Here is a 26318-nt window from a genome sequence, read left to right on the forward strand (position 1 = left end):
AGCCCCGGCACGCCACCTCAGGAAAGTGACCGAGCTGGCGCGCACCGCGCCCCGGGCCCTGACGGCGCAGCAGACGGTGGAGGTCCGCCGCCCGTGGGTACAGACCGGGAAAGGACCACGGCCGGGCCGAGGAGGAACCATCACGCGCCCTCCGCGCACCGCCGAAAAAGACTGGGCAACGACACGGCAAAGTGTCAGTATGGACGCTGCCCGACACGTCCCACCCCCGAGCCTCGCAGCAGGCGCGGGGGGAGATTCCGCACCGATAAACGCCGTGCGGCCAGGCGGCTGAACGAGGCGACCTCACGGGCATAGCGTTCGGCGCGGACCTCGCCGCTTTTCCGGCGAAACGTTCCCCCCTCACGGGCAGCAGCACGGATAAGGCCGGGAGCCCCCAGGGCGCCCGGCCTTTCCCCCCCCACCCCCCGCGGCCCACGGGCCCACATTTGATAGACGATATGGAACCGGCCACTTTGGCGCGGATCAAGCCATAGTCGGTATCACGCCGCACCCGCCCTCATCGTGCGGCTTTGAACGTCTCGACAGCATCGCGACGAAATACGAACATGAATCCGAGCCTTGTTGCGCGTGTTTCGGACGAGGCCGCCGGGAGCCGCGAAGCCGATCACCGGCAGCGAGGCAAGATCAACAACAGCACTGTGCGACGCGACTTCTTGGGGCGGGTGGAGCGACGGTGTTTCGGGGGCGACGAGGCCGTCCTGGGCATGCAGCCCGGATGTGCGACAACGGTGAACGCGGCTGTGAAAAAGCGCCCGGGAGCACCGCTGCGCCTCGTACCCGCTCACACCCTCCCCACAACGCGCGTCGGAGCCCGGCCATGCGACAGACGCGAGAGGACCAGACGACGGTGCGGGAACCTCCCGCCAGTCGGACCTGACCCAAACCGGCCGAAGAAACGTCTACACGGGGTGAATGACATTGCATAGACCAGGTATCGGCGGACTCGCGTCCGCACCCGATCCAGCGACCAGACGCCCAGCCGACGCCCCCACCACCGCCGAGCACCGCGAACCAAGAGTCACCCCGGTCCCCATCGCGTCTCTTCTGCCCGGCGAGTCCCCCCGCTCGCAAGGGCCGGACCAGGAACACGTCGCACGGCTGGCCGAGGTCGACGGACCCCTGCCCGCCATCCTCGTCAGCCGCTGCGACATGCGCGTGATCGACGGGATGCACCGACTCCTGGCCGCCCTGGTCCGCGGCCAGGCGACCATCGATGTCGAATTCTTCGAAGGCACCACCGAAGACGCCTTCTTACGAGCCGTCGAAGCGAACATCGCCCACGGCCTGCCACTGACCCACGCCGACCGGCGCGCCGCAGCCACCCGCATCATCGCCTCACATCCACAGATGTCCGACCGCGCCATCGCACGCGCATCAGGCCTGGGAGCCAAAGCCGTAGCCGCCATCCGCCGCCGTTCAAGTGACGCCGTGCCGCAGTTGAACGCACGCATCGGCCGTGACGGGCGGGTCCGCCCCCTGAGCAGCGTCGAAGGCCGCTGGCGCGCCGCCGAACTGATGGCCGAAAACCCACAGGCATCACTACGCCAAGTGGCACGCATCGCCGGGATATCACCAGCCACAGCCAGCGACGTCCGCAAACGCATCCAATCCGGCGAACTGCCCGCACCGGTACGACCGGAAACCACCAAAACCCCCGACACACCACAACCCCCGCCGCCCACCCACGACACCAACACCACCCACGACACCCACACCGACGCCACACACACCACCACACCCCCCAGAACAACCCCCTTCGGACACAACCGCAAACCAAAACCAGCCCCACCCGACCCAGCCACGGTCCTCGACAAACTCCTACGCGACCCATCCCTGCGCCTCAAAGAAGAAGGCCGGCACCTGCTACGCCTCCTGCAACAAAACGCAACAGCCGAATGGAACCACCTCACCGCAGCCGTACCACCCCACTGCGGAGAACTCGTCGGCACCCTCGCACGCCAATACGCCGCCACCTGGCTCGAATTCGCCGAAGACCTCGACCAACGCAACCGCACCGTCCCCCACAAAGCAGTCGTCTAACCACACAAACCAACCCCAACCACCCCCCACACCCCACACACCCGCACACCCGCACACCCGCACACCCAATCCACCACCCCTCCGGAGCTCCGGGGAGTTGACCCCCCGGAGCGGCGAACCGGTGCGGCTCGGCGGGACAGCGAAGCCACCACGACGACGACAGCCCCCGGGCTTCGCACCCCCTGTTCGGGGGCGAGGCCACGGGGGCTGCCTTCGTTCGCGTACGGCTAGTTCTTCGCCATGGCCTCGATCAGGCTCTTGGGGCGCATGTCGGTCCAGTTCTTCTCGATGTAGTCGAGGCACTCCTGGCGCGCCGCCTGCCCGAAGACCGACTTCCAGCCATCGGGCACATCGACGAAGACCGGCCACAGCGAGTGCTGGCCCTCTTCGTTGACCAGGACCAGGTAGTCGGCATCGGGGTCTTCGAACGGATTGGTCACCACGTCATCCTCTCTCGGGTACATGAGGTGGATCGCTCCGGCCGCGCACCGGTCGACCCCACTGGGAGCCACTATGAACCAGGGCTTCATCAGCGCGTCAACAATGGCCCGCACCCGCACGCCGGAAGCGTCGTGCAGGCCCGTTCAACTGCGTCGGCACGCCAGTTGAACAGTGCGAAGCGGGTCGCCACCCACCTGTCTTGATCGGCCCGAGGGCACGGTGCCATGGTGAGGAAGGAGCCGCTTCCCGGCCCGCCGGACGACTCCCTACGACGACCAGGAGACCCTCCATGCCCTTCGTGAGCACCAACGGGATCCGGCTCTCCTACCAGCGCTCGGGCCAAGGGGAGCCGGTACTCCTCATCATGGGCTCGGGCGCAGCGGGCCACGTGTGGACCTTGCACCAGACCCCGGCACTGCACCGGGCGGGATACGAGACGATCGTGTTCGACAACCGGGGCATCGGGGCGTCGGACGCGCCGGCGGGGAAGTACACGCTCGGCGACATGGTCGCGGACACCCGGGGCCTGATCGAGGCCCTGGACCTCGGACCCTGCCGAATCGTCGGGACCTCCATGGGCGCCATGATCGCCCAGGAACTGGCCCTCGAATCACCGCACTTGGTCCGCTCGGCGGTACTGCTCGCCACCCGGGCCCGTTCGGACCGCATGCGGCAGGCACTGGCGGCGGCGGAGCAGGTGATGCGGGACAGCGACGTGGAGCTGCCGCCCCGGTACGAGGCCGTCAGGAGCGTGCTCGAAATGCTGTCCCCGGCGACGCTCAACGACGACGCGGCCGTCGCCTCCTGGCTGGAGATCTTCGAGCTGACCGGTGGCGGCAACACCACCGCCGACGGTCAAGCATGGGTCAGCAACGCCGGTGACCGTCGTGCGGCGCTGCGCAGCGTGACGGTGCCGTGCAGGGCGATCGCCTTCGCCGACGACCTGATCTGCCCGCCGCACCTGGTCGCCGAGGTGGCCGATGCCATCCCCGACTGCGACTTCGTACAGATCCCCGACAGCGGCCATCTCGGGAATCTGGAGCGCCCCGATGCCGTCAACGCCGCGATCGTCGAGTTCCTCGACAAGTACTGACGCTCATCACGGAGACGAGGCAGGTATCCATGGCGCGAACCGGGAATCCCGGCGCGGGGCGGACGCAGGTTCGGTTCGACGACAACTCGATCACGCGCCAGCGGATCAAAAGCGGCACGGTACGGCGAATCCTGCCGTACGCCATGAGACACCGCTGGTCACTGTCTCTGCTCCTCCTGGTCACCGTGGCCCACGCGGCGATCACGGCCGCGAGCCCGCTGATCCTCAAGAAGATCATCGATGACGGCATCCTGCCCGGCAGGACCGACATCGTCATCTGGCTGTGCATCGCTGTGGCGGGCCTGACGCTGCTGGACGCGATGACGATCTTCGTCCAGGCATGGTGCTCGGGCCGGGTCGGCCAGGGGCTGGTCTACGACCTGCGGACCCGGGTGTTCGGGCATGTGCAGGAGCAGTCGCTGGCGTTCTTCACCCGGGCCCAGACCGGCTCCCTCGTCAGCAGGCTCAACGCCGATGTCATCGGGGCGCGGGACGCTCTGACCGCGCTACTGATCCAGTCCGTGTCGACCGTCCTGACCTTGATCCTGGTTTTGGTGGCGATGTTCTACCTGTCCTGGCAGATCGCGCTCGCGGCGCTGGTGATGGTCCCGTTCTTCCTCCTCCCGACCCGGCTGATCGCCCGTCGGCTGCAGCGGCTCTCGCGGGAGGCGATGCAGCTCGACGCCGAGATGAGCTCGATGATGAGCGAGCGGTTCAACGTCGCGGGCGCGATGCTCGCCAAGCTCTACGGCCGCTCGTCGGCGGAGGCGGACCTGTTCGCCGAGAAGGCCGGCCGGGTCCGTGACGTCGTCGCCGTTCGCGTCGTGTACGGCCGGATGCTGTTCATCATCATCACCGTACTCACCGGGATCACCACTGCCCTCGTCTACGGCCTGGGCGGCAGCCTCACCATCGAGGGAACGCTCCAGCTCGGCACCCTGGTGGCCATGGTCGCCCTGTTGCTCCAGCTCTACGGCCCGATCAACCAGCTGTCGACCATGCAGGTCACCATCATGACGGCCCTGGTCAGCTTCGACCGGGTCTTCGAGGTCCTCGATCTGAAGCCGCTCATCGCGGAACGGGCCGACGCCCGCGCCCTGCCCGCCGCCGCAGCGGACGCAACAGCAACGGTCCCGCTGGAGATCGAGTTCGACCAGGTCCGCTTCCGCTATCCCCAGGCCGACGAGGTCTCCCTCGCCTCGCTGGAGTCGATCGCCCTGCGCCGGCCCGAGAAGGCCACCGACGCGTGGGTGCTCCAGCAGCTGAGCTTCCGCGCCCCGGCCGGAAAGCTGACCGCGCTCGTCGGCCCCTCGGGAGCCGGCAAGACCACGATCTCCCAGCTCGTTCCCCGGCTGTACGATCCCACCGAGGGGGCGGTACGGATCGCCGGCCACGACATCCGGGACCTGACCCTGCAGTCCCTGAGGGACACGGTCGGCGTGGTGACTCAGGACGCGCACCTGTTCCACGACACCCTGCGGGCCAATCTCGAGTACGCCCGGCCCGGCGCGACCGAGGAGGAGCTGATCGCGGCCTGCGAGGCGGCGCTGATCTGGGACACCGTCACCGCCCTCCCGGACGGCCTCGACACCGTGGTCGGCGATCGCGGCTACCGCCTCTCCGGCGGCGAGAAGCAGCGCATCGCCCTGGCCCGGCTGCTGATCAAGGCCCCGCCGATCGTCGTCCTCGACGAGGCCACCGCGCACCTCGACTCCGAGTCGGAGGCCGCCATCCAGCGGGCCCTCAAGACCGCCCTGGCGGGCCGCACCTCGCTGGTGATCGCGCACCGGCTGTCGACGATCCGCGAGGCCGACCAGATCCTGGTCGTCGAGGCCGGCCGGATCCGCGAATGCGGCACGCACGACGAACTCCTGGCCGCGGGCGGCCTCTACGCCGACCTGTACGACACCCAGTTCGCCCAGCAGTCCACCGACGGGCAGCGGGCCACGACGCGGAAGTTGTGATCGAATGAGCATCGACGACTCGGCCGAGCGCGCGGGCAGGGCGGTGAAGGCCGCTGCCGAAGCACTCGGCGACAGCCTGTCCGACCCCGCCGGCCTCGGCCACCGCAGTACGGTGCTCCGCTGCCGCAGCGCTCGGTACGGGACGGTGCTGGTCAAGGCCTACTCCGAGCGCGCCGCGTTCGTCACGGAGGCGTCCGCGCTCGCCCTCGGAGTGGGAGGCCCGGAACTTCTCGCCGTGGACGCGGACCATCCGCTCGTCGTGATGGCCGACCTGGGACAGGGACCGAGTCTGGCCGAGGTCCTGCTGGGCGACGACGCGGAGGCCGCCGAGGAGCGACTGCTCGAATGGGCCCGGGAGCTGGGCAAGGTCGCGGTACGCGGGGCGGACAGGCAGCACGAGTACGACGGGACACGCAGGGGCTACGAGCCGTCGGCCGTCGCCCAGACGGCCAAGGACGCCGCGTCCGTCCGCTTCCTGCAGCGGCTGCCGTCGGTCCTCGCCGACGCCGGACTCACACCACCGAAGGGGCTGGCGGACGACCTGGCCGAGATCGGCGCGCTCGTCGGTGACGCCTATCCCGGGTTCACGCCCGGCGACACCTGCCCCGACAACAACCTGATCACCCCGTCCGGCGTGCGGCTCCTGGACTTCGAGGCCGCCGGATATCCCTCGGTGTTCCTGACCGCCGCGTACTGCCGCATCCCCTTCCCCACGTGCTGGTGCTCCTTCCGGATCGAGCCCGTGCTCGCCTCGCGGGCCGAGGACGCCTACCGCCGGGAACTGCTGTCCGTTCACCCGGACCTGGCCGACGACGGCATCTGGCACGCCGGTGTGCTGCGAGCCCTCGCCGCCTGGGCGGCCAAGCTGATGTTCGTGTTCCCCGACGCGATGAACGAGGACAGGCTGCGCAACAGCCGCGGTGGCCCCTCGCCGACGGTCCGCCAGCTCCTGCGCCACCAGTGCGAGGTGCTCCACCGCGAGCTGACCGCCGCCGGGGACCTCGGGGCCCTGGCCGAGACCGCCGCCCTGGTGCTGCGGGAAACCGAGTCATGGCAGACCCCGCCGCTGCCGCCGTATCCCGCTTTCGCGTGACCAGCCTCCCCCAGAACCGGAGATCTCCCATGTCCGAGCTGCGCACGCCCCTCCCGGCCCGCATGGAGGCCGGCTCCGCCCGCGACGCGGCGTCCTGGATCGGCGAGCACTCCGCCCGCATCCGGGAGTCGGTGGCCGCGCACGGTGCCGTCCTCGTACGCGGCCTGCCGATCGGCGACCGGGCCGCGGCCGTCGCCGCCGTACGCGCGGTCATCGGCGAGGGCATGGCGGAGCGGGAGGGGTTCGCCCCGCGCGACGCGTACGGCCCCGGCGTGTACTCGTCCTCGCACTGGCCCGCCGACCAGCCCATGTGTATGCACCACGAGCTCAGTTACGCGGCCACCGCACCCCGGCTGCTGGCCTTCGCCTGCGTCACTCCGCCCGCGTCCGGAGGCGCCACCGCCCTCGCCGACGCGCGCGCCGTGCTGCGCGATCTGCCGGCGGCTCTCGTCGAGCGCTTCGAGCGGCACGGCTGGCGGCTGACGCGCAGCTACAACGCGCTCGTCGGCACCGCCTGGCAGGACGCCTTCGGCACCAAGAACCGCGCGGAGGTCGAGCGGTACTGCGAGGCGGCCGGCCTGGAGATGCTCTGGCGGGGGGACGACGAGCTGATCACCACCCAGACCCGGGCGGCCGTCGTGGCGCACCCGGACTCCGGCGCGCGCTGCTGGTTCAACCAGGTCGCGTTCCTCAACGAATGGACGATGGAGCCCGAGGTACGGGAGTTCCTCACCCAGGAGTTCGGCCCCGAGAGCCTGCCGTTCAACACCTTCCTCGGCGACGGCACCCCCCTCGACCGGGCCACCGTCGACCTGATCAACGAGGTCTACGAGAGGCACACGGTGCGCGAGCCGTGGCAGCGCGGTGACGTCCTGGTCGTCGACAACGTCCGTACGGCGCACAGCCGCGAGCCCTACCGGGGCGAGCGGGAGATCGTCGTGGGCCTGGGCGAGCCGTTCCGCCCCTGAGCATGAGCAGGAAGGAAGAAGGGGCGCACCCGGTGTGCGCCCCTTTCCCGTGCCGTGCGAGGCCTCAGTCGAAGCTCAGCGTGCGGTACACCGTCACGTTCCCGGCGAGCTGCTGGCACTCCTGGGCGGCGGCCGCCAGCCGGGCGGGGAAGTCCGGGGCCGCCGTGTCCAGGAGGATGCCCAGCGTCGTGCCACTGTGTCCGACGACGACGCCCAGACCACCGACCGAGTCACAGATGCCGGTCATCGCCTCAAGCGACCATTTGTGCCGCAGGGCCTGGTTCATCCGCGCGCTGGCCGTCGCGACCCGGCCCACCTCTGCCAGGTCACGGCGGGCCACCGCCCTGGTGACGCGCTCCAGCAGCCGTGCGTACCGCCGTTTGTCGGCGGCGGTGAAGGGCTTGGGGATGCTGTTGAAGGCGACCGTGTCCACCTCGCCGCCCTCGTCGACGCTGACCACCGCCATCGACGGCAGCGAGCCCAGCCGGGCCCGCAGCCGCACGCTGCGGTGGTGGTAGACGACGATCGACGGGTACAGCACTCCGTCGGTGGGCTCGATCCGGGCGAGGTGGGATTCGATACGCCGCGGTGGCATGGGCTCGTCCAGCGCGTTGGCCACGGCACGGGCCGTGGCCACGAGGTCGGCGGACGAGCTGGCGAGGCCCTTGCCCTCGGGCAGCATGCTGTCGATCCTCAGGACACCGGCGGCCGGGCTGCCCACCTCCTCGAGGATCATCGAGGTGAGCCGCAGCGCCTTCTTCTTGCGCGGCGGCCACACGAGCAGCTGTTCGCTGTCGGGGTGGAGCTCGAAGCGGGCCACGGCCCAGCCCGCGACGGGCAGCGTCACCAGGAAGTCGCCGTCCTTCTCGGGCAGCGCCCCTTGGAGCAGCTCGCCGAAGGTACCGAAGGCCGCGCTGACCCCGGTGGCGGCGACCCGGCGGTAGTGCGAACCCGCCGGGAGTGTCCGGAACGTGGTCACCTGGCCCGTCCTAGTCCTCTCGCCCGTACGGCACACAGGCCGCCCGCACCAGATCCGCGGCGTCCGCCGGCCGGGTGCTGACGAAATAATGGCCGCCCTGCTCCAGCTCGTGCAGCGTCACCCGGTCGGAGACCGCCTTCCAGTCGCCGAATCCTGCCGCGTAGCGCGCGGTGGAGGCGTCGTCGCGCGCTACGACGACGTCGACCGGGGCGTCGATGCGGTGGGGCGCGGCGTCCTCCCGGATCCGGATCTGGTGCGTGTTGGAGGTGAGGACGTCGTGCCGGTAGGCGCGGCCCGCCACATCGGCGCGTTCCGGCTTGAGCGCGTCGAGTTCGACGTATGCGTTGTCGGCGCGCAGCCGGCCGAGCAGGGTCGTGTTGTCGGCAGCGGACACCTCGGCCATCTCTGCGCGCAGGGCGTCGGTGTCCTCCAGCAGGAGGGCGCCGATGAAGACGCGCTCAGCCGGGCTTCCGGCCTCCTCCAGGAGACGGGCCGTCTCCAGCGCGGCCGCGGCGCCCGCGCAGTGCCCCCACAGCAGCACGGGCGTGGAGACCCGCTCGGCTATCTCGTCGCGCACCCGGCGGGCGACGGCGGGTACGTCCTCCATCGCCTCGGTGTCGTCGGCGAAGTCGTGTCCGGGCAGCTCCACGCCCAGCACGGCGATGCCGTCGCGCTCCAGCTCGGCGGCGAGGGCGCGGAAGTTGACGGCGTTGCCGCCCGCGTAGGGGAAGCAGACGAGGGTCTGGTGCGGGGTGCGTACGGACGACAGGGGCTGGAGCAGCTTCGCTGCCGTGCCCTCGCCGCCGCCGCTGCCGCGGTCGTTGAACGCTTCGGCGAGGTCGGCGAGGACCGGATGGGCGACCAGGTCCTTGAGCGAGAGCGCGCGGTCGAGGCGGACGAGGAGGCGCACCGCGGCCAGTGAGGTCCCGCCGAGCTCGAAGAAGCTGTCCGCCCGTCCGATCCTTTCGAGCGGTACGCCGAGGACCTCCGCCCACAGCATCGCGAGTCGCCGCTCGGTGGGGGTGCTGGGCGCGGCGTAGGTGGCGCCCGCGTGGCCGAGGGTGCCGGCGAGCCGGACCAGGGCCTTCTTGTCGATCTTGCCGTTCTCGGTGAGCGGGAGCCGCTCCAGCTGGTGGAAGTAGGTGGGCAGCATGTAGTCGGGCAGGAGCGCCGCGAGGAAGTCGCGGGCCTGTTCGACGGGCACCGCGTCGGCGCTGCTGAAGAACGCGACGAGGTTGCGTTGCTCGCCGGTGGCGCCGTCGATGACGACGGCGGCCTCCCGGATGCCGTCCATGGTCAGGAGCTTGTTCTCGATCTCGCCGATCTCGATCCGGAAGCCGCGGATCTTGACCTGTTCGTCGCGGCGCCCGAGGTACTCGATGCGGCCCTCGGGCAGCCAGCGCCCGAAGTCGCCGGTGCGGTACATCCGGGTGTCCGCGCGGAACGGGTCGGGAACGAATGCCTCCCGGGTGCGCTCCTCGTCGTTGATGTATCCGCGGCCCACGCAGATGCCGGAGAAGGCGATCTCGCCGGCCGAGCCGAGCGGCACCAGCGCCAGGTTCTCGTCCAGGATGTAGGTGTTGACGTTGCGCAGGGAGCGGCCGACGGTGATGAAGTCGCGCTCGGGTACGCCGTCGAGGATCTCGTGCATGGTGTCGTCGGACACCTCGGTCGCCCCGTAGGCGTTCGACAGCTTGATGCCGGGGAAGGCGGCGAACCAGCGCTGCACCAGTTCGTACTTGAGCGCCTCGCCCGTCACCGAGACGATGCGCAGCACGCCGAGGTCACGCGGGTTGCGCTCCAGGTGCGTGAGCAGCACCTCCAGGTACGAGGGAACGATCTGGGCCACCGTGACGCGACCGTCGGTGATCTCGTCCAGGAACCCGGCGACGTCCAGGAGCACGTCGGTGTCGACGACGCGGACGGTGCCGCCGGTCAGCAGGGGTGCGGCGAACTGCCACAGGGAGATGTCGAAGCACTGGGACGCGGTCTGGGTGACGACCTCGCCGGGCCCCTCCTCCATCCCCAGGTCCTCGATCTTCATGTAGAGGTGGTTGAGCATGCCCACGTGCTCGCACAGGGCTCCCTTGGGGGCGCCGGTGGAGCCGGAGGTGAAGTAGATGTACGCCGCTTGTCCGGGGGACACGGTCACGGCGGGCGGATCGGCCGGGCCGTTCGCGGCGTGGACTGCGGGGACGGACAGGGCGACGGGCGGTGCGGCGACTGCGGCGGAGGCGTCCCGTACGAGTTGCTCGCTGCCGGGTTCGGTGAGTACGAACTTGCAGGCGCTGCGGTCGAACTGGGCGGCGACCCGGTCGGCGGGGAAGTCGGGGCGCACCGGGAGGTAAACTCCGCCGGCCTTGAAGACGCCGAGGGCGGCGGCGATCCAGTCGAGGGTACGGTCCATGACGACGGCGACTACGTCCTCGGTGCCCGCGCCTTCGGCCAGGAGCGCGTTCGCGATGCGGTTCGCGCGCGCGTCGAGTTCCGCGTACGTCCAGCGCTGGGTGCCGTGTTCGGCGGCTGTCGCGTCGGGGCTGCTGCGGACCCGCTCCTGGAAGAGGTCGACGAAGGTCTTATCGGGCAGTTCGGCCCTGGGTCCTGCGAGTCCGTACAGCTGGGTGTCGATTTCGGCGCCGGACAGCAGGCTCTGCCGGTCGTGCCGCCCGGCCGGATCGGCGACGAGCAGCCGCAGCGCGGCGAGGTGGTATCCGGCAAGCCGTTCGGCGTACGTCGCGTCGAGCGCGGCCCGGTCGTACCGGATCCGCAGCGCGAGCCCGTCGCCGTCCCGGTCCCATGCGGTGTGCAGGACGACGCCGTCGCCGAGGACGCCGTCGTCTTCGGCCGCCGCATGGCCGGCGACGCCCGACAGGTCGAGCACGGACTCCGGGCCGGCCGCGTCCTCGACGGGCGCGGCGGCCGCGGCGGTGACCAGGTCCGCCCAGGAGGAGTCGGCGACGGTCAGGCGCAGTGTCGTCCCGGTGCCGTTCGGCTGCGGAACGAGGCCGATCAGCAGGTCGCGTTCGGCGGTGACGGTGGCCAGTACGCGCGCGTGGGCAGCGGTCAGCAGGGCCGCCAGGGTGGCGCCCAGTCCGCAGGCGGTGTGCTCCAGCGCGTCCGCGAGCCCGGCGGGCAGCCGGGTCCGGTGCGTGCCGGTGCCCGAGCCGCCGCCGGACGGTGCGGTCCATCGGGGGATCTTGGTGAACGCCTGCTTCTTCGTGTCGTCCGTCATGGGCGCCCGACTCCTTGTTCCGGTGCGTGCAGTGTTTCCGGGATGCGCGGATGCTGTGGCGTCACCGCCGTCGTCGGACCGTCCAGGTGGATGCCGATCAGCCGGGTGGCCGCCAGGGCGCGCCCCGCGGCCTGCTCCGCGTCGGAGCCGGTGGCGACCACGCAGGCCAGGCGGTCCTGGAACGAGTGCGTGATGCGGACGGTCCGGCCCACGGCGGTGCTGGTCGTCACGGCCACGACTCCGGGGGCCGCCGCGGCGGCTTCGGTGCCGTCGACGGCCGTGACCTGTCCTTCCCGCCGCGCTTTCAGGAAGCGGACGGCCGCGTGTCCGGTGCCGGTCCTCGCGGGCGCCGGATCCTGCCCGGCCGTCCGTGCGACGACCGCGTCCACGAGGTCGACGCCGAGGGCCGCGCGTACGGCGACGGGGATCATGCCGCCGGCGAGGCGGGGGTTGACCTCGATGACGACGGGGCCTTCAGGTGACAGGCGCAGTTCGGTGTGGGCCGCGCCCCAGCCGAGGCCGAGGGCGGCGAGAGCGCCGAGGGCGGTCCTCGCGAGGGCCTCGGTGGTCGCCTCCGGTACGGGCGCGGGCACGTCGTGCCCGGTTTCGACGAAGTAAGGTTCGGGCCCGATGTGCTTGGCGACGACGGCGACCACGGTGTCGTCGAATGTCTCGACGGAGAACTCCGGTCCGTTGACGGCCGCTTCGACGAGGATCCGCGTCGACACGGGATTTCCGCGTTCGTCGGTGGCCCGGCCGAGCAGTTCGTCCGCCCAGGACCGGGTCTCGCCGCGGTCGCGGCACAGCCGTACGCCCACGGAGCCCGACCCGCTCACCGGTTTGAGCACGACGGGGTGGCCGATCACGTCGGCGGCCCGTACGGCCGCATCCACGTCGTCGACGGCCGTGAACGCGGGGACCGGCACCCCGGCCGCCCGCAGTGCCAGACGCTGGACGTCCTTGCTGCGGCAGCGGGCGACGGCGTCCCCGTCGGCGGCCGGCAGCCCCAGCTTGGCGGCCGTGTGGGCGGCGGCCGACACGAAGTACTCGGAGCTGGAGGCGACCCCTGCGAGGCCCCCGTCGGCGACGAGCGCGGAGCAGGCGTCGAAGACGGCCGGCAGGTCGGCGGTGTCCAGGACCCGGGTGTCGATGCCGTCCGTCTCGGCATACGGATAGCGGGCGGGGTCACGGGTCAGCAGCACCGGGCGCAGCCCGCGTGCTCGTGCGGCGGCGCAGAACTCCCGTCCGGTGCCGGTGGTGTTGCTCTCCAGGAAGGCGAACCAGCGGCCGTCCTCGCCCGCTTCACGTACTGTCGACCGCCTCATGCCGTGCCTCCGGTCCCGTGCTCCGTGACGACGGCGTCCACCGCCGCCGCCAGCTCCCGGGCCGCGTCACGCACGCGGGCCCGGTGCACCGTAAGCCATTCGGCGTGGCCGGCGAGGTGCTGCCGCAGGACGCCGACGACCCTGTCGCACCCCCCCGGGCCGCCGCCCCGGTCGTGCGCGGCGACGACGTCGCGGAGCGAGGCGAGTTCGGCGCCCAGGTCGACGGGCGTCCCGTCCGGCAGCGCGATCTTCGTGAGTTCGGTGTCCCCCGCCTCGACGGCGTCCCGGACGGCGGCGCCCACGACCTGGTGGGCGGTGCGGAACGGCACGCCCTTGGCGACCAGCCGGTTGGCGATCACGGTGGCGGTCACGAAGCCTTCCCGTGCCCGCTGCTCCATGCGGGCGGTGGCGGGGCGGGCCCCGGTGACGAGGACCTGGGCGAGCAGGACGGAGTCCCGTACGGCGGTGAACGCCGGCCAGGCCACGGCGACCGCTTCGGTGCCGACCTCGATGGAGTTGGTGAAGGGCGTCGACTTCATGGCGGCCGCCGAGGCCGTCCACGCGCCAACGGCGGCCGCGGCCTTCGCCTTGACGTGTTCGAGGAGGAAGGCGTTGCGCTTCTGGGGCATGGCGGAGCTGCCGCCGACGAGCCGTTCCGGGAACTCGATGAAGCCGAATTCCTGGGTGCTCCACAGCTGGAGGTCGGTGGCGAGGCGGGTGAGGGTCAGCCCGGCCGACGCGACCGCGGCGAGAGCGCGCAGCACCGTGTCGCGGGCGGCCACCGCGTCGGTGGCGTGCAGCGGCGGCTCGGCGAAGCCCAGCAGAGCGGCGGTCCGCGCCGGTTCGATGGGCAGGTCGGTACCGGCCACCGCGCCCGCGCCGAGGGGGCAGCGGCGCAGTTCGTCGATGGCGTACCGCAGGGCGGATATGTCGCGGTCGAGCGCCGTGGCGAGACCGGCGAGGTAATAGCCGTAGCCGATCGGCATGGCGGGCTGGAAGTGGGTGTAGACGGGCATGACGACGTCGCGGTGCACGCGGGCGCGGGAGAGCAGGGCGGCCTGGAGCCGCAGGATCTCGCCGAGCAGGTCCGTCAGCTCGGTGCGCAGCCGCATCGCGGTGATGGTCGCCTTGATGTCGTTGCGGGAGCGCCCGGTGTGCAGCTTTCCGCCGATGCCGGCGCCGAGTTCGGCCACCAGGTGGCCCTCGTACATGAGGTAAAGCCCGCGGGGTGCGTCGAGGCCGTACAGCTCGCGGAAGCCGTCGTTGCGAAGGCTCGTGATGCGGGCGAGGAGGGCGGCGGCCGCGCTGCCGGACAGCAGCCCGGTCTCGGTCAGCATCACGATGTGGGCGAGGTCGATGGTGCTCGTGAGGTCCAGCTCGGCGCGGATCTCGCCGGGGTCCGGTTCGCCGTACACGACGCGGCGGGTGCGTGGTCCGAGCGTACGGGTGAGCCTCCCGGTGCCGGCGGCGGTCATGACGGGGTCCGCTCGGTGAGGGCGCCGGGGACGTCGACGAAGCGGGGCACGGCGCCCGGTACGTCGTCGTAGGCGCGGCGGCCCCAGGCGAACCGGGTCCATCGGTCCTCGGCCTTGTCCGGGGCTTCCACGGTCACCGGCCCGGCCGGCCGGTCGGCCTCGGCGAGGAGATGGCCGTTGTCGGCGAGCCACGCGTCGTCGTAGACCGTGGCCTGGTAGCGGTAGCCCTCGTCGGGGAGCATCACGACGCAGGTCCGGTCGGGGTGGCGCTCGGCCCACCACCGGGCGACCAGGTACGCGGCCCCGCTCGTGGGGCCTTGGAAGAGTGCGTGCCGGGCGTGCAGCTCACGGGTGTGGGCGAAGGCCTCGGCGGCGGAGCACCAGTGGATCTCGTCGAAGACGCTGTGGTCGAGGTTGGCCGGCCACAGGCTGTTGCCCAGGCCGCGCAGCGTGCGCGGTCCGTCGGCCTGGCCGAACAGGACGCTGTTGTGAGAGTCGACACCGATGGCGAGCGTGTCCGCGGTGCGCTCGCGCAGGCCGCGCACGGTGCCGCACATGGAACCGCCGGAGCCGACCGGGCCGACCACGCAGTCGACCGTCGTGAGCGCGCGGGAGAGCTGTTCGGCGACCACGGCGTACGAGCGCGGGTTGTCGGGATTGCTGTACTGCTCGGGGCAGAACGTGTCGGGCAGCTCCGCGCGGATCTCGGCGAGCCTGCGCAGCCGCGCCTCCTGGAAGCCGCCGACTTCCGCGGGCTCCAGGCAGATCTCGATCCGGGCGCCCAGGTCGGTGAGCCTTCGGTACAGGTTCGCGTCGATGGCGGGGTCGCTGACCAGGATCAGTTCACGTTTCAGCAGCGCCGCCCGCATCGCCAGGCCGAGGCCGAAGGTGCCCGACGTCGTCTCCACGATCACCGTGTCAGGCCCCAACTCGCCGCGTTCATCGGCACGTTCGAGTATGTACGAGGCGGGCAACAGCTTCATCAGGGTGAAGGAGGCACCGTACAGGTTGGGACCGAGCCTGATCAGCCGCGGCATCATCTGCGCCTCGGTGATCGAGTCGTACATCCCGGTGGTCACCGGCATGGGGAGCTCCCGCGGGTCTGTGGCGGACGAGAGGTGGTCATGAGTGGCCCTGGGACCTGATGAAGCGCGCGAGACGTGCGACGCCGTCCGCGATCTGTCCGTGCGTCAGATAGCTGACGGACAGCCTGAGGGCGCGGTCACCGCCGCCCTGGGGATAGAAGTACGACATCGGCGTCCAGATGACCCCGAACTCCTCGGCCGAGCGCACCAGGGCTGCGTTGTCCGCCCGGAAGGGCACCGTGACGGTGAGGAAGAAGCCACCGGTGGGCTCGTTCCAGCGGACGCCGAGCGCCGCCCGTTCGTCCTCGGGGAAGCACGTCGCGAGCTCCGTCAGCGTGACCCGCATCGCGTCGCCGTAGTACGCGGCCGTCTCGGTGTTGAGCTGCGAGGTGCGCCCGCCGGCGGCGAGGAGCATGCCCGCCACCACCGCCTGGCTCACCGGGGAGGTGTTCACCGTCACCATGCTCTTGATCTTGGAGAGCTCGTCCGCCAGCAGGCCGGTGCCACCGGCCCGGTCGGTGACGAGCTGGTCGGCGACGGCGAAGCCGATCCGGGCGCCGGGGAAGAGCGTCTTGGAGAACGAGCCCAGATGGACGACCCGGCCTCCGCGGTCGAGGGACTTGAGGGTCGGCAGCTGCTGTCCCGGGCTGACCATCCGGTAGGGGCTGTCCTCCAGGATCAGGAGGTCGTGACGGTCGGCCAGGTCGAGCAGCTCCCGGCGCGTGCCGAGCGGCAGGGTGTTGCCGGAGGGGTTCGAGTGGTCGGGGGTCACGTAGAAGGCCCGTGGGCGGCGTCCGCGTGCCTTCTCGGCGAGGATCGCCGCCTCGAGATCGGCGCAGCGGAATCCGTCCTCGGCCTCCTCGACGGCGGTGGTGACGACGTCGAGCAGGCGGGCCGCTCCGGTGATGCCGACGTAGCAGGGGCTGGCGACCAGCAGCACGTCCTCGGGGCCTGGGATCAGCGCGCGCACCGCGAGGACCATCGCCTCCTGGGCGCCGACGGTGACCACGATGCTCTCGGGCGGTACGTCGATGTCCTCGTCCCGGCGCAGCGATTCGGCGATCAGTTCGCGGATCTGCCCGCCGGTGGGCCCGTACTGGAAGAGCGCGGAGCGGACCTCGGCGGCTGAGGCCCCGCTCGTCTCCAGGTGGTCGAGGTAGCGGCGCAGGTACGTGAAGATCTGCTCGGTCTCGAAGAAACCGTCGTACGGGCGGCCCGGCGCGAACGAGATCGCCTCGGGGTAGCGGTGAGTGATCTCGTTGAGGAAGTTCATGGTGTCGAGCACCGGGTCGCGGAGGCTGCCGTGCAGGTCCTCCTTGCGCAGTCCGGCACCGTTCGGCGGGGCGGTCACCTGCCGGAGGGCCGGAACCGCGAGGGGCCGCACCAGTTCAGGACCCGCGGTGGCGGCCGAGCGGGTGCCGGTGAGCGCCATCGCCTCGGTCAGTTCACCGGTGACGATGTCCAGGACGCGCTCGACGCCCTCCTGTCCGCCGACGGCCAGGCCGTGCAGGACCGGGCGGCCGATGAGCACCGCGTCGGCGCCCAGCGCGAGGGAGGCGAGGACGTCCGTACCGCGACGGATCCCGCCGTCGAGGAGCACGGGGCAGGCCCCCGCGACCTCCGCCGCGATCTCGGGCAGCGCCTCCAGGGTCGCCGGGGCTCCGTCGAGCTGGCGGCCGCCGTGGTTCGAGACGACGATGCCGTCCACCCCGGCGGCGATGGCCTGCCTGGCGTCGAAGGCGGTGAGAACGCCCTTGACCAGAACGGGGAGTGAGCTGACGGCACGCAGCCAGTCGATCACGGACCAGTTGAGGGAGGGGTCGAACTCGGCGAGGGCGTGATCGCTGGGCGAGGAGTAGTCGCCGCCGGCGAGGTTGGCCGGTTCGATGCCCGCCGGAAGCCGGAAGCCGGCCCGTTCGCTGCGCAGCCGGCGGCCGAGCCGGGGGGTGTCGACCGTCAGGACCAGCGCCTCGAAGCCCGCCTCCTCCGCGCGTTCGATGAGCTTGCGCGTCGTGGCGCGGTCGCGGAAGCAGTAAACCTGGAGCCAGAGCCGGCCGGTGGCAGCCGCGGCGATGTCCTCGAAGGTACGGCTCGCGAAGGTGCTGACGATCAACGGCACACCGGCCGGTCCGGCGGCGCGCGCGGTCGCCACCTCGCCCTCGGGGTGGGCCAGCGCGTGATAGGCGAGGGGCGCGATGCCGACCGGCGCCGCCCACGTACGTCCGAGCATCCGGACCTCGGTGTCGGGCCTGCCGACACCGGTCAGGACCCGGGGCCTCAGCCGGGTCCCCTCGAACGCCTGGACATTCGCCGCGAGTGTCCGCTCCTGCCCCGCGCCTCCCGCGAGGAAGTCCCAGACGTCCGGTTCGAAACACGACTGGGCCGCGCTCTCGTAGTCGGCCAGGGTGAGCGGATGGCCGGCGGAGGGGCCGGTGACGCTCATCCGGCCGTCAGCCGGTCGCGCTCCACCGCTTCGTACAGGGCCCGGATGTTGGCGCTGCCGAAGCCCCGGGAGCCCCGACGCTGGATGAGCTCGAAGAAGAGCGTGTTGCGCTGGTACGGGGATCGGGTGAACAGCTGGAGCAGGTGGCCCCACTCGTCGCGGTCGGCCAGCACCTGCGCGTCCTTCAACCCGGCGATCTCGGCTCGCAGATCGGCGAACCGCTCGTTGAGCATGTCGTAGTAGGTGTCCGGGGTGGCGAGGAACTCCACGCCCCCGTCCCGGAATTCCCGTACCGCGGGGATGATCTCCTCGACCAGGAAGGCGAGGTGCTGCACGCCCTCACCGCCGTTGCGCTCCAGATAGGCGTCGAGCTGTCCGGGCTGCTTGCCGGGGTCCGGGGCTACCAGGGTGAAGATGACGCGCTCGGAGGCGCTGCGCACGACGACGGAGTCCATCGCCTGTTCGCCGACAGCGACGTATTCGGAGGAGTAGCGGGTGAAGCCGAAGGCGTCCCGGTAGTAGTCGGCGTAGCTCTGCAGGCTGCCCCCTTCGAGGCAGACCGCCACATGGTCGAGGCGCTGGATCGGTCCGTCAGCCGCCGGGGCGTCGGTCACCGGGGCGGCGACCCAGTTGCGGCCCGCGGGCCACGTGGCGAAGGGGCGGTCGACCGCCGGGAGGAGGGTGTGGGTGACGTCGCCGAATCCCGACACGATGGGGGTGTCCCGCAGGGACACGGCGACCTTCGCGCCGGCCGCGACCGCCGACTCGCTGGTGGCCTTCACATCGTCACAGGTGAACGCGAGGTCGGCGATGCCGTCCCCGTGGTCGTCCAGGAACTTCCACACGCCCCGGCCCGAGGTGATGACCAGTTGGACCTCGCCCTGCCGCAGCAGCACCGAACTCCTGTCCACCTCCACGCAGTCGGCGACCCGCGTGAAGCCCATCGCCGAGACGAAGTAGTCGACTGCGGACACCTTGTCTCTGGTGTAGAGCTCCGCGTACGCGATGTCGTGCACTGCCATGGAAATACCTCCTGCAGAGAGCTGGTCGCCAGAAGTGGGTCTGTGCGGTTCGCAGCTGGTCGGTCCAGGGCCTGCTCTCCGGGGCAGGCCCTGGACCAGGACGGCCTCGCTACCAGCGCCACTCCTGCTGCTTGAAGAGGTGTCCGGCCGTGATGTCGCGGTCCTTGCACCAGGTGAGGAACTCTTCGATCTGCTTGATCTGGTAGGTGTCCTCGGTGTAGGTGGTGGCCATGACGTGGCCGAGCCAGTCCTCCTCGCCCATGGCGTAGACGTACGCCTCCTTGGCCCCCAGTTCGGTCATGATCGCGGCGGCCTGCTCGGCGTTGGAGCCGGAGAGCTTGCGCGAGTTGCTCATCTTCTTGGTGACCGGGATGGTCAGGAGCGCCTGGTAGAGCCAGGTCAGCGGGGCACCGTCGCATTCCATGCCGAGGAAGGCGTAGTCGGCCGTGCCCAGGTGGTTCTTGATGTAGCGGTACAGCGAGGGCTCGATGCCGGAGGAGTCCGCGCCGATGAAGATCTTCTTCCCGGCGAGCTCGGCCCAGAAGGTCGACTTCGCCCGGATGTCCAGGTCGCAGTGCTCGCCGAGGAACGGCGTCGCGGTGATCTTGCCGCCGGGAAACTCGACCTCGTCGAAGTCGTCGACCTCGATGACGGGGAAGCCCTGGTTCTGCAGCATGAGCTTGATCGACGGGTCGGCCAGGTTGCCCTTGGAGTAGCGCGGTACGACGATCGCACCGACCCGGCCGCGCAGCTGGAGCAGTGTCTCCAGGACGATGTGGTCCTGGTGGCCGTGGGTGATCAGTACGAGGTCGATGAAGTCCGGCAGGTCGTCGAGCGTGTACCGGTCACCGGCGGTGCTGTCCGCGCTGATGAACGGGTCGGTGACGATTGCGGCCTCGGGCGTCTGCAGGACCAGGCAGGCGTGGCCGAAGTAGCGGATCCGGCCGCCGCTCTCGATGTGCCGGTCCTCGGCCAGGCTCGGCCGCGGGCTGAGCATGCCGGACAGCTGCGCCGCCTGGGCGTCGTTGAGCTCCAGCGACTCGCGCAGGTGACGCAGCGTGGTGGGGCGTACGCGGGTCTTGAACAGTTCCGCGAGCCCTTCGTGGCGGAACGGGATACCGAGCTCCAGCACATCGGGCGAGGTCAGTCGCGGCGTGCTCAGAATGAACGGGCGCTCGATACCGGTCTCGAAGGACAGCTGGACCGACTGGCGTGCGTCCGTGTAGACGGGGCTCTGGTAGATCACCGGCTCCATGAAGCGCAGCTGGGCCTGGTTGTCGGTGTCGTAGGCCAGCTCGACGAGGCCGCCCAGCTCCGGCGGCAGCTTCGGGTAGAGCGGGGTGAGGTCGAATCCGGTCGCGTTCGCCCGCAGGATCTCCTGGCCGGCGGCGATCGCCTCGGCAAACTTCAGCATGTCCGCCCGGTCGCGCTTGATCGCAGCGAGCAGGTCACGCACCTCGTCGGCGCGCTCCTCCGGAATATTGATGAAGTAGCCGCCGCGCAGCTCCGGGTTGTTGCTGGCCGCAACGTGGACCTGCGGGGATTGCAGATAAGACTCGAGCAGGGGCACGTGCAGAAACGCAAGATTCATCGACGCCTGCACCGGTGCAATCGTGTGCGGCTGGGCGACGAACCTGTCCACCAGAGGCTCGACTATGACCTTCGACCGCAGAAACAACTGCTCATCAGCCACCTGTGCTGTTCCTTTCAGGAAAACCAACAAATTGAGACGACAGCCACGCAGGGACAGCGAAATCCTGAAATTCAGGGCGCCGACGGGAACGCACCCACCGTGCTGCACAGGATGCGCTCTCGCAGCAGAATGACCCCGGCCGCTCGGTCGATCAATACTCGGAGTTCAACCGCCGCGATGCAGCAGTTGAACAGTGCCACCCGGCGCACCTTTCGGGAACGCCTTGAGACCTGCCTTCGGGCCTGTCCTCACGACTTCCTCCTGGCCGTCCTCGGGCCCTGCCCGCCGTGCGCCCGGTCGCCTGTGAGCACCGCGAGCGCATAGCGTCTGGGGCGCTCGCCCGTAGCCGAAGGAGCCCCCATGGGGAAAGCATGGGCGCAGGAGGCAACTGCCTTCTCCGCAACGGAAAAATATGGTATGAGACTCGACCGCGGCGATATCGACCGCGCTGAGCGGCGACTGACCGGTCGGATATGGCGAACTCCGGTCGTCCGCTCGGAGCACTTGGACGCACTCGCCGGCGCGCGACTCTGGCTCAAGGCCGAGAATTTGCAGCGCGGTGGATCGTTCAAGGTCAGGGGGGCGTTGCTGGCCGTCGAGCAGTTGGCTGCCGCCGGCAGCCGTGGCGTCATCGCGCAAAGCACGGGAAACCATGCGATCGCGGTTTCCCTGGCTGCCCGCGAGTATCGGTTGCCCGCCATTTTGGTGCTGCCTTCCGATGCGGCGCCGGTCAAGATCATGAGAATTCGGGAAACCGGCGCCGAAGTGGTTCTCGCCGGCACCGTGCTCGCCGACCGGGTGGCCGTGGTGGAAAAATTGCGGGGCGTGCACGGATACGACGTGGTGGACCCGTACGAGAATCCGCACGTGGTCGCCGGGCAGGGAACCGCGACCGCCGAACTGCTCCGTGAGACGGCGGCGAGGGGCGTCCCGCTGGACGCCGTGGTCGTGCCGATCGGCGGAGGCAGCGCGATCGCCGGCGCCTGCCTGGCCGCCCGGGGGCACGAGGTGGCGGTGGTCGGGGCCGAGCCCGAGACCGTGCCCGCGTTCACCGCCGCGCTGCGCGAGCGGCAGCCGGTGACCGTGGTCGCGGGGCACACCGTCGCCGACGGCCTTCGCCCCGAGCGGATCGGAGTCCTCCCCTTCGGACTTGCGCAGCGAAGCGTCGCCGAGGTCGTCACCGTGAAGGAAGCGGCCATCGCCGAGGCGGTGTGCGCCGCGTTCCTCGACGCCCGGCTCGTCATCGAGCCCGCGGCGGCGACCGCGCTCGCCGCGGCCCTGAGCCACGCCGCCGGCTTCGGCAGAGATGTCGGGGTCCTGCTCAGCGGAGGAAACGTCGAACCGGGTCTGGTCGCCTCGCTGCTGACCGGCCGTGCGGACGAGAGCCGCCGCGTTTCGTAGGGGAACGAAGGACAAACCGTAAGCGGCCCGCGACCTGACAGTCAGGAGCGGGCCGCTTCCGTGTGGCCTCGACCGCGGTGAGAGCCCTCGTCACTTCCACCGCAGTGCCAGGGCCTGTACCGGTGGATCAGGCCCTGACCCATGCGGCGTCGTCAGTCCTTTCGTCCCAGCCACGACGAGACGGCGGCCCACACCTCGCCCAGATTCGCGGGGTCACCCAACTCGTAGTGGGTGCACGGGATACGGGCTTCCGCGATCTCACCGGTCACATGGGGCTCCCAGAGCTCGACGGTACGCCCGCCCTCCGGTGTGCTCCCCTCCGCGACGATCAGCAGGGCATCGCCGTCGAACCGTCCGAACGTGTGCCCGGGCCGCAGTGACCGGTGGTTCTGGAGCACGCGGGCCAGGGTCCGGTACTCCTCCTCAGTCACGGCCCCGATGGCAGTGCCGGCCTCTTGGCGAACCACCTCGATCAGGTTCTCGACCTTGGCCTCCAGATCCTTCTCCGGCTCGGCGTCCGGGCCGGCGGGCTCCTGGTCCGGCTGGTCCGGCCGCTGGGACCACGGGTACATGTCCATGATCACCAGGGCGCCGACCTCTTCCCCGGCGGTCCGCAACTGGATCGCCATCTCGTGCGCGATCGGACCGCCGTAGGACCAGCCCAGCAGATGGTAGGGACCGCTCGGCTGCACCGAGCGGATCTGCTCGATGTAGTCCGCCGCCATCTCCTCGATGGAGCGCGCGAGTTCCGTCGTCCCGTCCAGGCCCCGGGCCTGCAGGCCGTACAGCGGGATGCCGGGGGCGACGTACCGCGCCAGGGGCATGTAGCACCAGCTCAGACCGCCCGCGGGGTGCACGCAGAAGAAGGGCGGCTCGCTGCCCTCGGCCCGGATGGGAAGCAGCACGTCGAGCGCGTCCCGTACGGACGACAACGACATCCTCTTCATGAGTTCGGCGGTCGTCGGGGCCGCGAACAGGTCACGGACCGCGATCGACACACCCCGCTCCCGCAGCCGCTCCACCAGCCGGACCGCGAGCAGGGAGTGCCCGCCAAGGGCGAAGAAGTCGTCGTCCACCCCGACCGACTCCACCCCGAGGACCTCGGCGAACGCCGCACACATGCTCGCCTCCACCGCCGTGACCTCCCAGCGGGTGGCCTCCTCCCCCGTCGCGCTGTCGGGGACCGGCAGGGCCTTGCGGTCCAGCTTGCTGTTCGGCATCAGCGGCAGCTTCTCGATCACCACGACCGCCGACGGCACCATGTACCCCGGCAGCCGGTCCTGAGCCAGGGCCCGTACGGCGTGGGCCAGACCGTCGGTCCCCTCGGCCGCGGCGTCCCTGGTGGGCACGACGTACGCCACGAGCCGCTGGTCGCCGGGAGCGTCCTCACGGATCAGCGCCACCGCCTGCGCCACCGAGGAGTGCGACGCCAAGAGCGCCTCGATCTCCCCCAGTTCGACCCGGAAGCCGCGGATCTTCACCTGATCGTCGGAGCGGCCGACGTACTGCAACTGACCATCGACGGTCCACCGCACCACGTCGCCCGTACGGTACATCCGCTCACCGCCGCCACCGAACGGGCACGCCACGAAGCGTCCCGCCGTCAGCCCCGGCCGGCCCAGATAGCCGCGCGCCATACCCTGGCCGGCGATGTACAGCTCGCCCGCCACACCCGGGGGCACCGGGGCGAGTACGTCGTCGAGTACGTACACCTGGGTGTTGCCGATCGGGACGCCGATCGACGACACGTCGGCCGCGTCACCCCGGAGCTCCGCGGCGGTCGACCAGACCGTGGTTTCGGTCGGACCGTACAGGTTGGTCAAGGACGGCGTCCTGGACAGCAGCGTGCGCGCCAGGTCGCTCGGCAGTGCCTCCGCGCCGATCATCGCGCGCACCCCCGTCCAGTCCACGGGATCATCGGCGTCGGCCACCAGGCCGCGCCACAGGCTCGGTGTGGCGTGCACCATCGTCGTACCGGTGGAACGGATCAGTGCCCGCAGCGCCCACGGGTCGAGCACCTGCTCCTGCGCGGCGAGCACCAGCCGGGCGCCGTTCAAGAGCGGCAGATAGAACTCGAAGCCCGCCATGTCGCAGCCGTGCGTGCTGACCGCGAGGAGCCGGTCCTCGGCGCTCAGCGTGAACATGTCCTGCATGGACGCCAGGAAGTTCACGATCGCCCGGTGCTCGACGAGCACACCCTTGGGGCGTCCCGTGGACCCGGAGGTGTAGATCACCCACATGGGGTGCTCGGGCAGCAGGGCGGCCGTGCGCTCGTCGTCGGCCAACGTGCCACCGGCGAAGCCCGCCAACTCGTCGACGACGGCGGGGTCGTCGAGGAGCACCACGGGCACGGCGTTGCGGCCCTCGCTCCCGATCTCGAACTCATGCAGCCGCGTCCGCATGCTCTCGCCGGTCAGCACGCACACCGCGCCCGAGTCCTCGATCACGTACGCGATACGGGCGGCCGGGTAGTTGGGGTCGATCGGCAGGTAGGCGGCTCCCGTTTTGATCACGCCGAGGAGCCCCACCACCAGGTCGACCGTGCGCTCGAAGACGACCGCGACGATCGACTCCGGTCCCACGCCCCCGCCGGTGAGGTACCGCGCGAGGCGGTTGGCCCGGGCGTCGAGTTCCGCGTAGGTCAGCTCCACGTCCCCGGAGGTCAGGGCGGTCTCGTCGGGGGTACGGGCGACCTGCGCCTCGAACAGTCCGACAACCGTCTCGTGCGGTACGTCGGCGTCGGTGTCGTTCCACTCGGCGAGCATGCGCTGCCGCTCGGTCCCGTCGAGTACGTCGACGGCGCTCAGACGTACGCCGGGGTCGTCGGCCAGGGTCGCCAGGACGCGCACGAGGCGCTCGGCGATCCGCGCAACCGACTCGGGGTCGAACAGGTCCGCCGCCGCGACCATGGCGCCGCGCATCCCGGCCGGTGCGCCCTCGACGTCGAACACCTCGGTCATGCTGACGTCCAGGTCGAACTTGACGACCGACGTGGTGCGCGGGCTCTCGGCGCCGTCTCCGGCACGTGCCGGAGCTTCAGCGCCTGCGGGGACTTCGGTGCCAGCGGGAAGAGTTCCGCGACGGGCCCCGAGGCCGGGCAGGTCGAGCACCGCACCCGCCGTGTTCTGCAGCAGCAGCATCACCTGGAACAGCGGATGGCGGGCCATCGACCGGCTCGGGGACAGCTCCTCGACGAGACGCTCGAACGGCACATCCGGGTGGGCGAACGCCCCCAGACCGGCCTCGCGCACCCGCGCCAGCACCTCACGGAACGTCGGATCGCCCGACAGGTCGGTGCGCAGCGCGAAGGTGTTGACGAAGTAGCCCACGAGGTCGTCGAGTGCCTCGTCGGTGCGCCCGGCGATCGCCGAGCCGATCGGGATGTCGGTGCCCGCACCGAGCCGGGACAGCAGCACACCCAAGGCACCGTGCAGCACCATGAACATCGTGACGCCCTCGGCCCGCGCCACCTCCCGGAGCCGTGCGTGCACGTCCGCCGGGATCTCCAACGGCACCCGGTGCCCCCGGTGGCTCGCCACTTCCGGGCGTATCCGGTCGAAGGGCAGCTCCAGTTCCTCCGGGACGCCGGCCAGCGTCTCGCGCCAGTAGGCGACCTGGGCGGCGAGCAGGCTGTCCGGGTCCTCACTGTCACCCAGCACCTCGCGCTGCCACAGCGCGTAGTCCGCGTACTGGACCGGCAGCGGCGCCCACTCCGGAACACCTCCCTCTCGCCGGGCCGCATAGGCCGTGGAGACGTCGCGGGCCAGCGGGGCCCACGACCAGCCGTCGGTGGCGATGTGGTGGACCACGACCACGAGCACATGCTCAGCAGGACCGGTCTCGAACAGCCAGGCGCGGATGGGGATTTCGGAGGCCAGGTCGAAGGTGTACGCCTCGGCCTCGGCAATCGCGGCCGCCAGCTCGCCCGGGGCCACGGCGGCCACGGTCAACTCCCAGTCCAGCTCGTCGGGGTCGAGGATGTGCTGGTAGGGGGCGCCGTCGGCCACCGGGAACACGGTGCGCAGCACCTCGTGCCGGCCGAT

At 70.6% G+C, this 26318-nt stretch carries 17 protein-coding genes; 6 read left to right on the forward strand and 11 right to left on the reverse strand.

Annotated features, from left to right (window positions below; genetic code table 11):
- Nucleotides 1-1170 precede the first annotated feature (1170 nt).
- Entirely contained in the window at nt 1171-2061 is an 891-nt protein-coding gene (locus GTY56_RS16385) for a ParB/RepB/Spo0J family partition protein (RefSeq protein ID WP_237524869.1), read from the forward strand.
- Between the two features lie 227 nt (nt 2062-2288).
- Here the strand turns inward: GTY56_RS16385 and GTY56_RS16390 are convergent, their stop codons facing one another.
- Entirely contained in the window at nt 2289-2501 is a 213-nt protein-coding gene (locus GTY56_RS16390) for an MbtH family protein (protein ID WP_319171723.1), read from the reverse strand.
- 290 nt (nt 2502-2791) lie between these two features.
- On the opposite strand from GTY56_RS16390, the gene GTY56_RS16395 reads away from it, so the two are divergent.
- The 4 genes from GTY56_RS16395 (at nt 2792) to GTY56_RS16410 (ending at nt 7620) form a co-directional block, all read left to right on the forward strand.
- On the forward strand, nt 2792-3595 hold the full coding sequence (locus GTY56_RS16395; RefSeq protein WP_161366126.1) for an alpha/beta fold hydrolase: 804 nt from the start codon (nt 2792-2794) through the stop codon (nt 3593-3595).
- Between the two features lie 143 nt (nt 3596-3738).
- Entirely contained in the window at nt 3739-5559 is a 1821-nt protein-coding gene (locus GTY56_RS16400; RefSeq protein WP_346345499.1) for an ABC transporter ATP-binding protein, read from the forward strand.
- Nucleotides 5560-5563: 4 nt separating this feature from the next.
- Entirely contained in the window at nt 5564-6652 is a 1089-nt protein-coding gene (locus tag GTY56_RS16405; protein WP_161366128.1) for a hypothetical protein, read from the forward strand.
- 29 nt (nt 6653-6681) lie between these two features.
- A complete protein-coding gene (locus GTY56_RS16410) occupies nt 6682-7620 on the forward strand; it encodes a TauD/TfdA family dioxygenase (RefSeq protein WP_237524881.1) in 939 nt (312 codons plus the stop codon).
- Nucleotides 7621-7684: 64 nt separating this feature from the next.
- Here the strand turns inward: GTY56_RS16410 and GTY56_RS16415 are convergent, their stop codons facing one another.
- From GTY56_RS16415 to GTY56_RS41165, 9 genes are all read right to left on the reverse strand, one after another.
- On the reverse strand, nt 7685-8599 hold the full coding sequence (locus GTY56_RS16415; RefSeq protein WP_161366130.1) for a GHMP family kinase ATP-binding protein: 915 nt from the start codon (nt 8597-8599) through the stop codon (nt 7685-7687).
- Nucleotides 8600-8609: 10 nt separating this feature from the next.
- Nucleotides 8610-11831 carry a non-ribosomal peptide synthetase gene (locus GTY56_RS16420; protein ID WP_161366131.1) on the reverse strand — a complete coding sequence of 1074 codons (3222 nt, stop codon included), beginning with the start codon at nt 11829-11831 and terminating at the stop codon, nt 8610-8612.
- Nucleotides 11828-13156 carry an ATP-grasp domain-containing protein gene (locus GTY56_RS16425; RefSeq protein WP_161366132.1) on the reverse strand — a complete coding sequence of 443 codons (1329 nt, stop codon included), beginning with the start codon at nt 13154-13156 and terminating at the stop codon, nt 11828-11830. The genes GTY56_RS16420 and GTY56_RS16425 overlap by 4 nt, the downstream gene beginning before the upstream one ends.
- A complete protein-coding gene (gene argH / locus GTY56_RS16430; RefSeq protein ID WP_161366133.1) occupies nt 13153-14631 on the reverse strand; it encodes an argininosuccinate lyase in 1479 nt (492 codons plus the stop codon). Before argH ends, GTY56_RS16425 begins: the two co-directional genes overlap by 4 nt.
- Complete coding sequence (locus tag GTY56_RS16435) at nt 14628-15716, reverse strand: cysteine synthase family protein (protein ID WP_202510288.1); 1089 nt, start codon at nt 15714-15716, stop codon at nt 14628-14630. Before GTY56_RS16435 ends, argH begins: the two co-directional genes overlap by 4 nt.
- 37 nt (nt 15717-15753) lie before the next feature.
- Nucleotides 15754-18159 (reverse strand): aminotransferase class I/II-fold pyridoxal phosphate-dependent enzyme, encoded by a 2406-nt coding sequence (locus tag GTY56_RS16440; protein ID WP_161366134.1) that lies wholly within the window; start codon nt 18157-18159, stop codon nt 15754-15756.
- Nucleotides 18156-19181, reverse strand: coding sequence for a 4-hydroxyphenylpyruvate dioxygenase (hppD, locus tag GTY56_RS16445; protein ID WP_161366135.1), 1026 nt, complete (start codon nt 19179-19181; stop codon nt 18156-18158). The genes GTY56_RS16440 and hppD overlap by 4 nt, the downstream gene beginning before the upstream one ends.
- A gap of 109 nt (nt 19182-19290) precedes the next feature.
- The gene (locus tag GTY56_RS16450; RefSeq protein ID WP_161366136.1) at nt 19291-20874 is read right to left on the reverse strand and encodes an MBL fold metallo-hydrolase; all 1584 of its coding nucleotides are present in this window, start codon (nt 20872-20874) and stop codon (nt 19291-19293) included.
- Nucleotides 20875-20945: 71 nt separating this feature from the next.
- The gene (locus GTY56_RS41165; protein WP_272923374.1) at nt 20946-21074 is read right to left on the reverse strand and encodes a hypothetical protein; all 129 of its coding nucleotides are present in this window, start codon (nt 21072-21074) and stop codon (nt 20946-20948) included.
- A gap of 160 nt (nt 21075-21234) precedes the next feature.
- Between GTY56_RS41165 and GTY56_RS16455 the strand changes: the two genes are divergently transcribed.
- The gene (locus GTY56_RS16455; protein ID WP_161366137.1) at nt 21235-22275 is read left to right on the forward strand and encodes a threonine ammonia-lyase; all 1041 of its coding nucleotides are present in this window, start codon (nt 21235-21237) and stop codon (nt 22273-22275) included.
- 152 nt (nt 22276-22427) lie between these two features.
- Here the strand turns inward: GTY56_RS16455 and GTY56_RS16460 are convergent.
- Nucleotides 22428-26318: non-ribosomal peptide synthetase (locus tag GTY56_RS16460; RefSeq protein WP_161366138.1), on the reverse strand; the 3891-nt coding region annotated here is incomplete at its 5' end.

Origin of the sequence: Streptomyces sp. SID5643 (assembly GCF_009872555.1) — a bacterium.
Lineage (GTDB): Bacteria > Actinomycetota > Actinomycetes > Streptomycetales > Streptomycetaceae > Streptomyces > Streptomyces iakyrus.

Bases quoted from the DNA above. Each gene is read 5' to 3' on its own strand.
- GTY56_RS16385 (WP_237524869.1), top strand. From the start codon at position 1,171: ATGCGCGTGATCGACGGGATGCACCGACTCCTGGCCGCCCTGGTCCGC.
- GTY56_RS16395 (WP_161366126.1), top strand. From the start codon at position 2,792: ATGCCCTTCGTGAGCACCAACGGGATCCGGCTCTCCTACCAGCGCTCG.
- GTY56_RS16400 (WP_346345499.1), top strand. From the start codon at position 3,739: ATGAGACACCGCTGGTCACTGTCTCTGCTCCTCCTGGTCACCGTGGCC.
- GTY56_RS16405 (WP_161366128.1), top strand. From the start codon at position 5,564: ATGAGCATCGACGACTCGGCCGAGCGCGCGGGCAGGGCGGTGAAGGCC.
- GTY56_RS16410 (WP_237524881.1), top strand. From the start codon at position 6,682: ATGTCCGAGCTGCGCACGCCCCTCCCGGCCCGCATGGAGGCCGGCTCC.
- GTY56_RS16420 (WP_161366131.1), bottom strand. From the start codon at position 11,831: ATGACGGACGACACGAAGAAGCAGGCGTTCACCAAGATCCCCCGATGG.
- GTY56_RS16425 (WP_161366132.1), bottom strand. From the start codon at position 13,156: ATGAGGCGGTCGACAGTACGTGAAGCGGGCGAGGACGGCCGCTGGTTC.
- argH (WP_161366133.1), bottom strand. From the start codon at position 14,631: ATGACCGCCGCCGGCACCGGGAGGCTCACCCGTACGCTCGGACCACGC.
- GTY56_RS16435 (WP_202510288.1), bottom strand. From the start codon at position 15,716: ATGCCGGTGACCACCGGGATGTACGACTCGATCACCGAGGCGCAGATG.
- GTY56_RS16440 (WP_161366134.1), bottom strand. From the start codon at position 18,159: ATGAGCGTCACCGGCCCCTCCGCCGGCCATCCGCTCACCCTGGCCGAC.
- hppD (WP_161366135.1), bottom strand. From the start codon at position 19,181: ATGGCAGTGCACGACATCGCGTACGCGGAGCTCTACACCAGAGACAAG.
- GTY56_RS16455 (WP_161366137.1), top strand. From the start codon at position 21,235: ATGGGGAAAGCATGGGCGCAGGAGGCAACTGCCTTCTCCGCAACGGAA.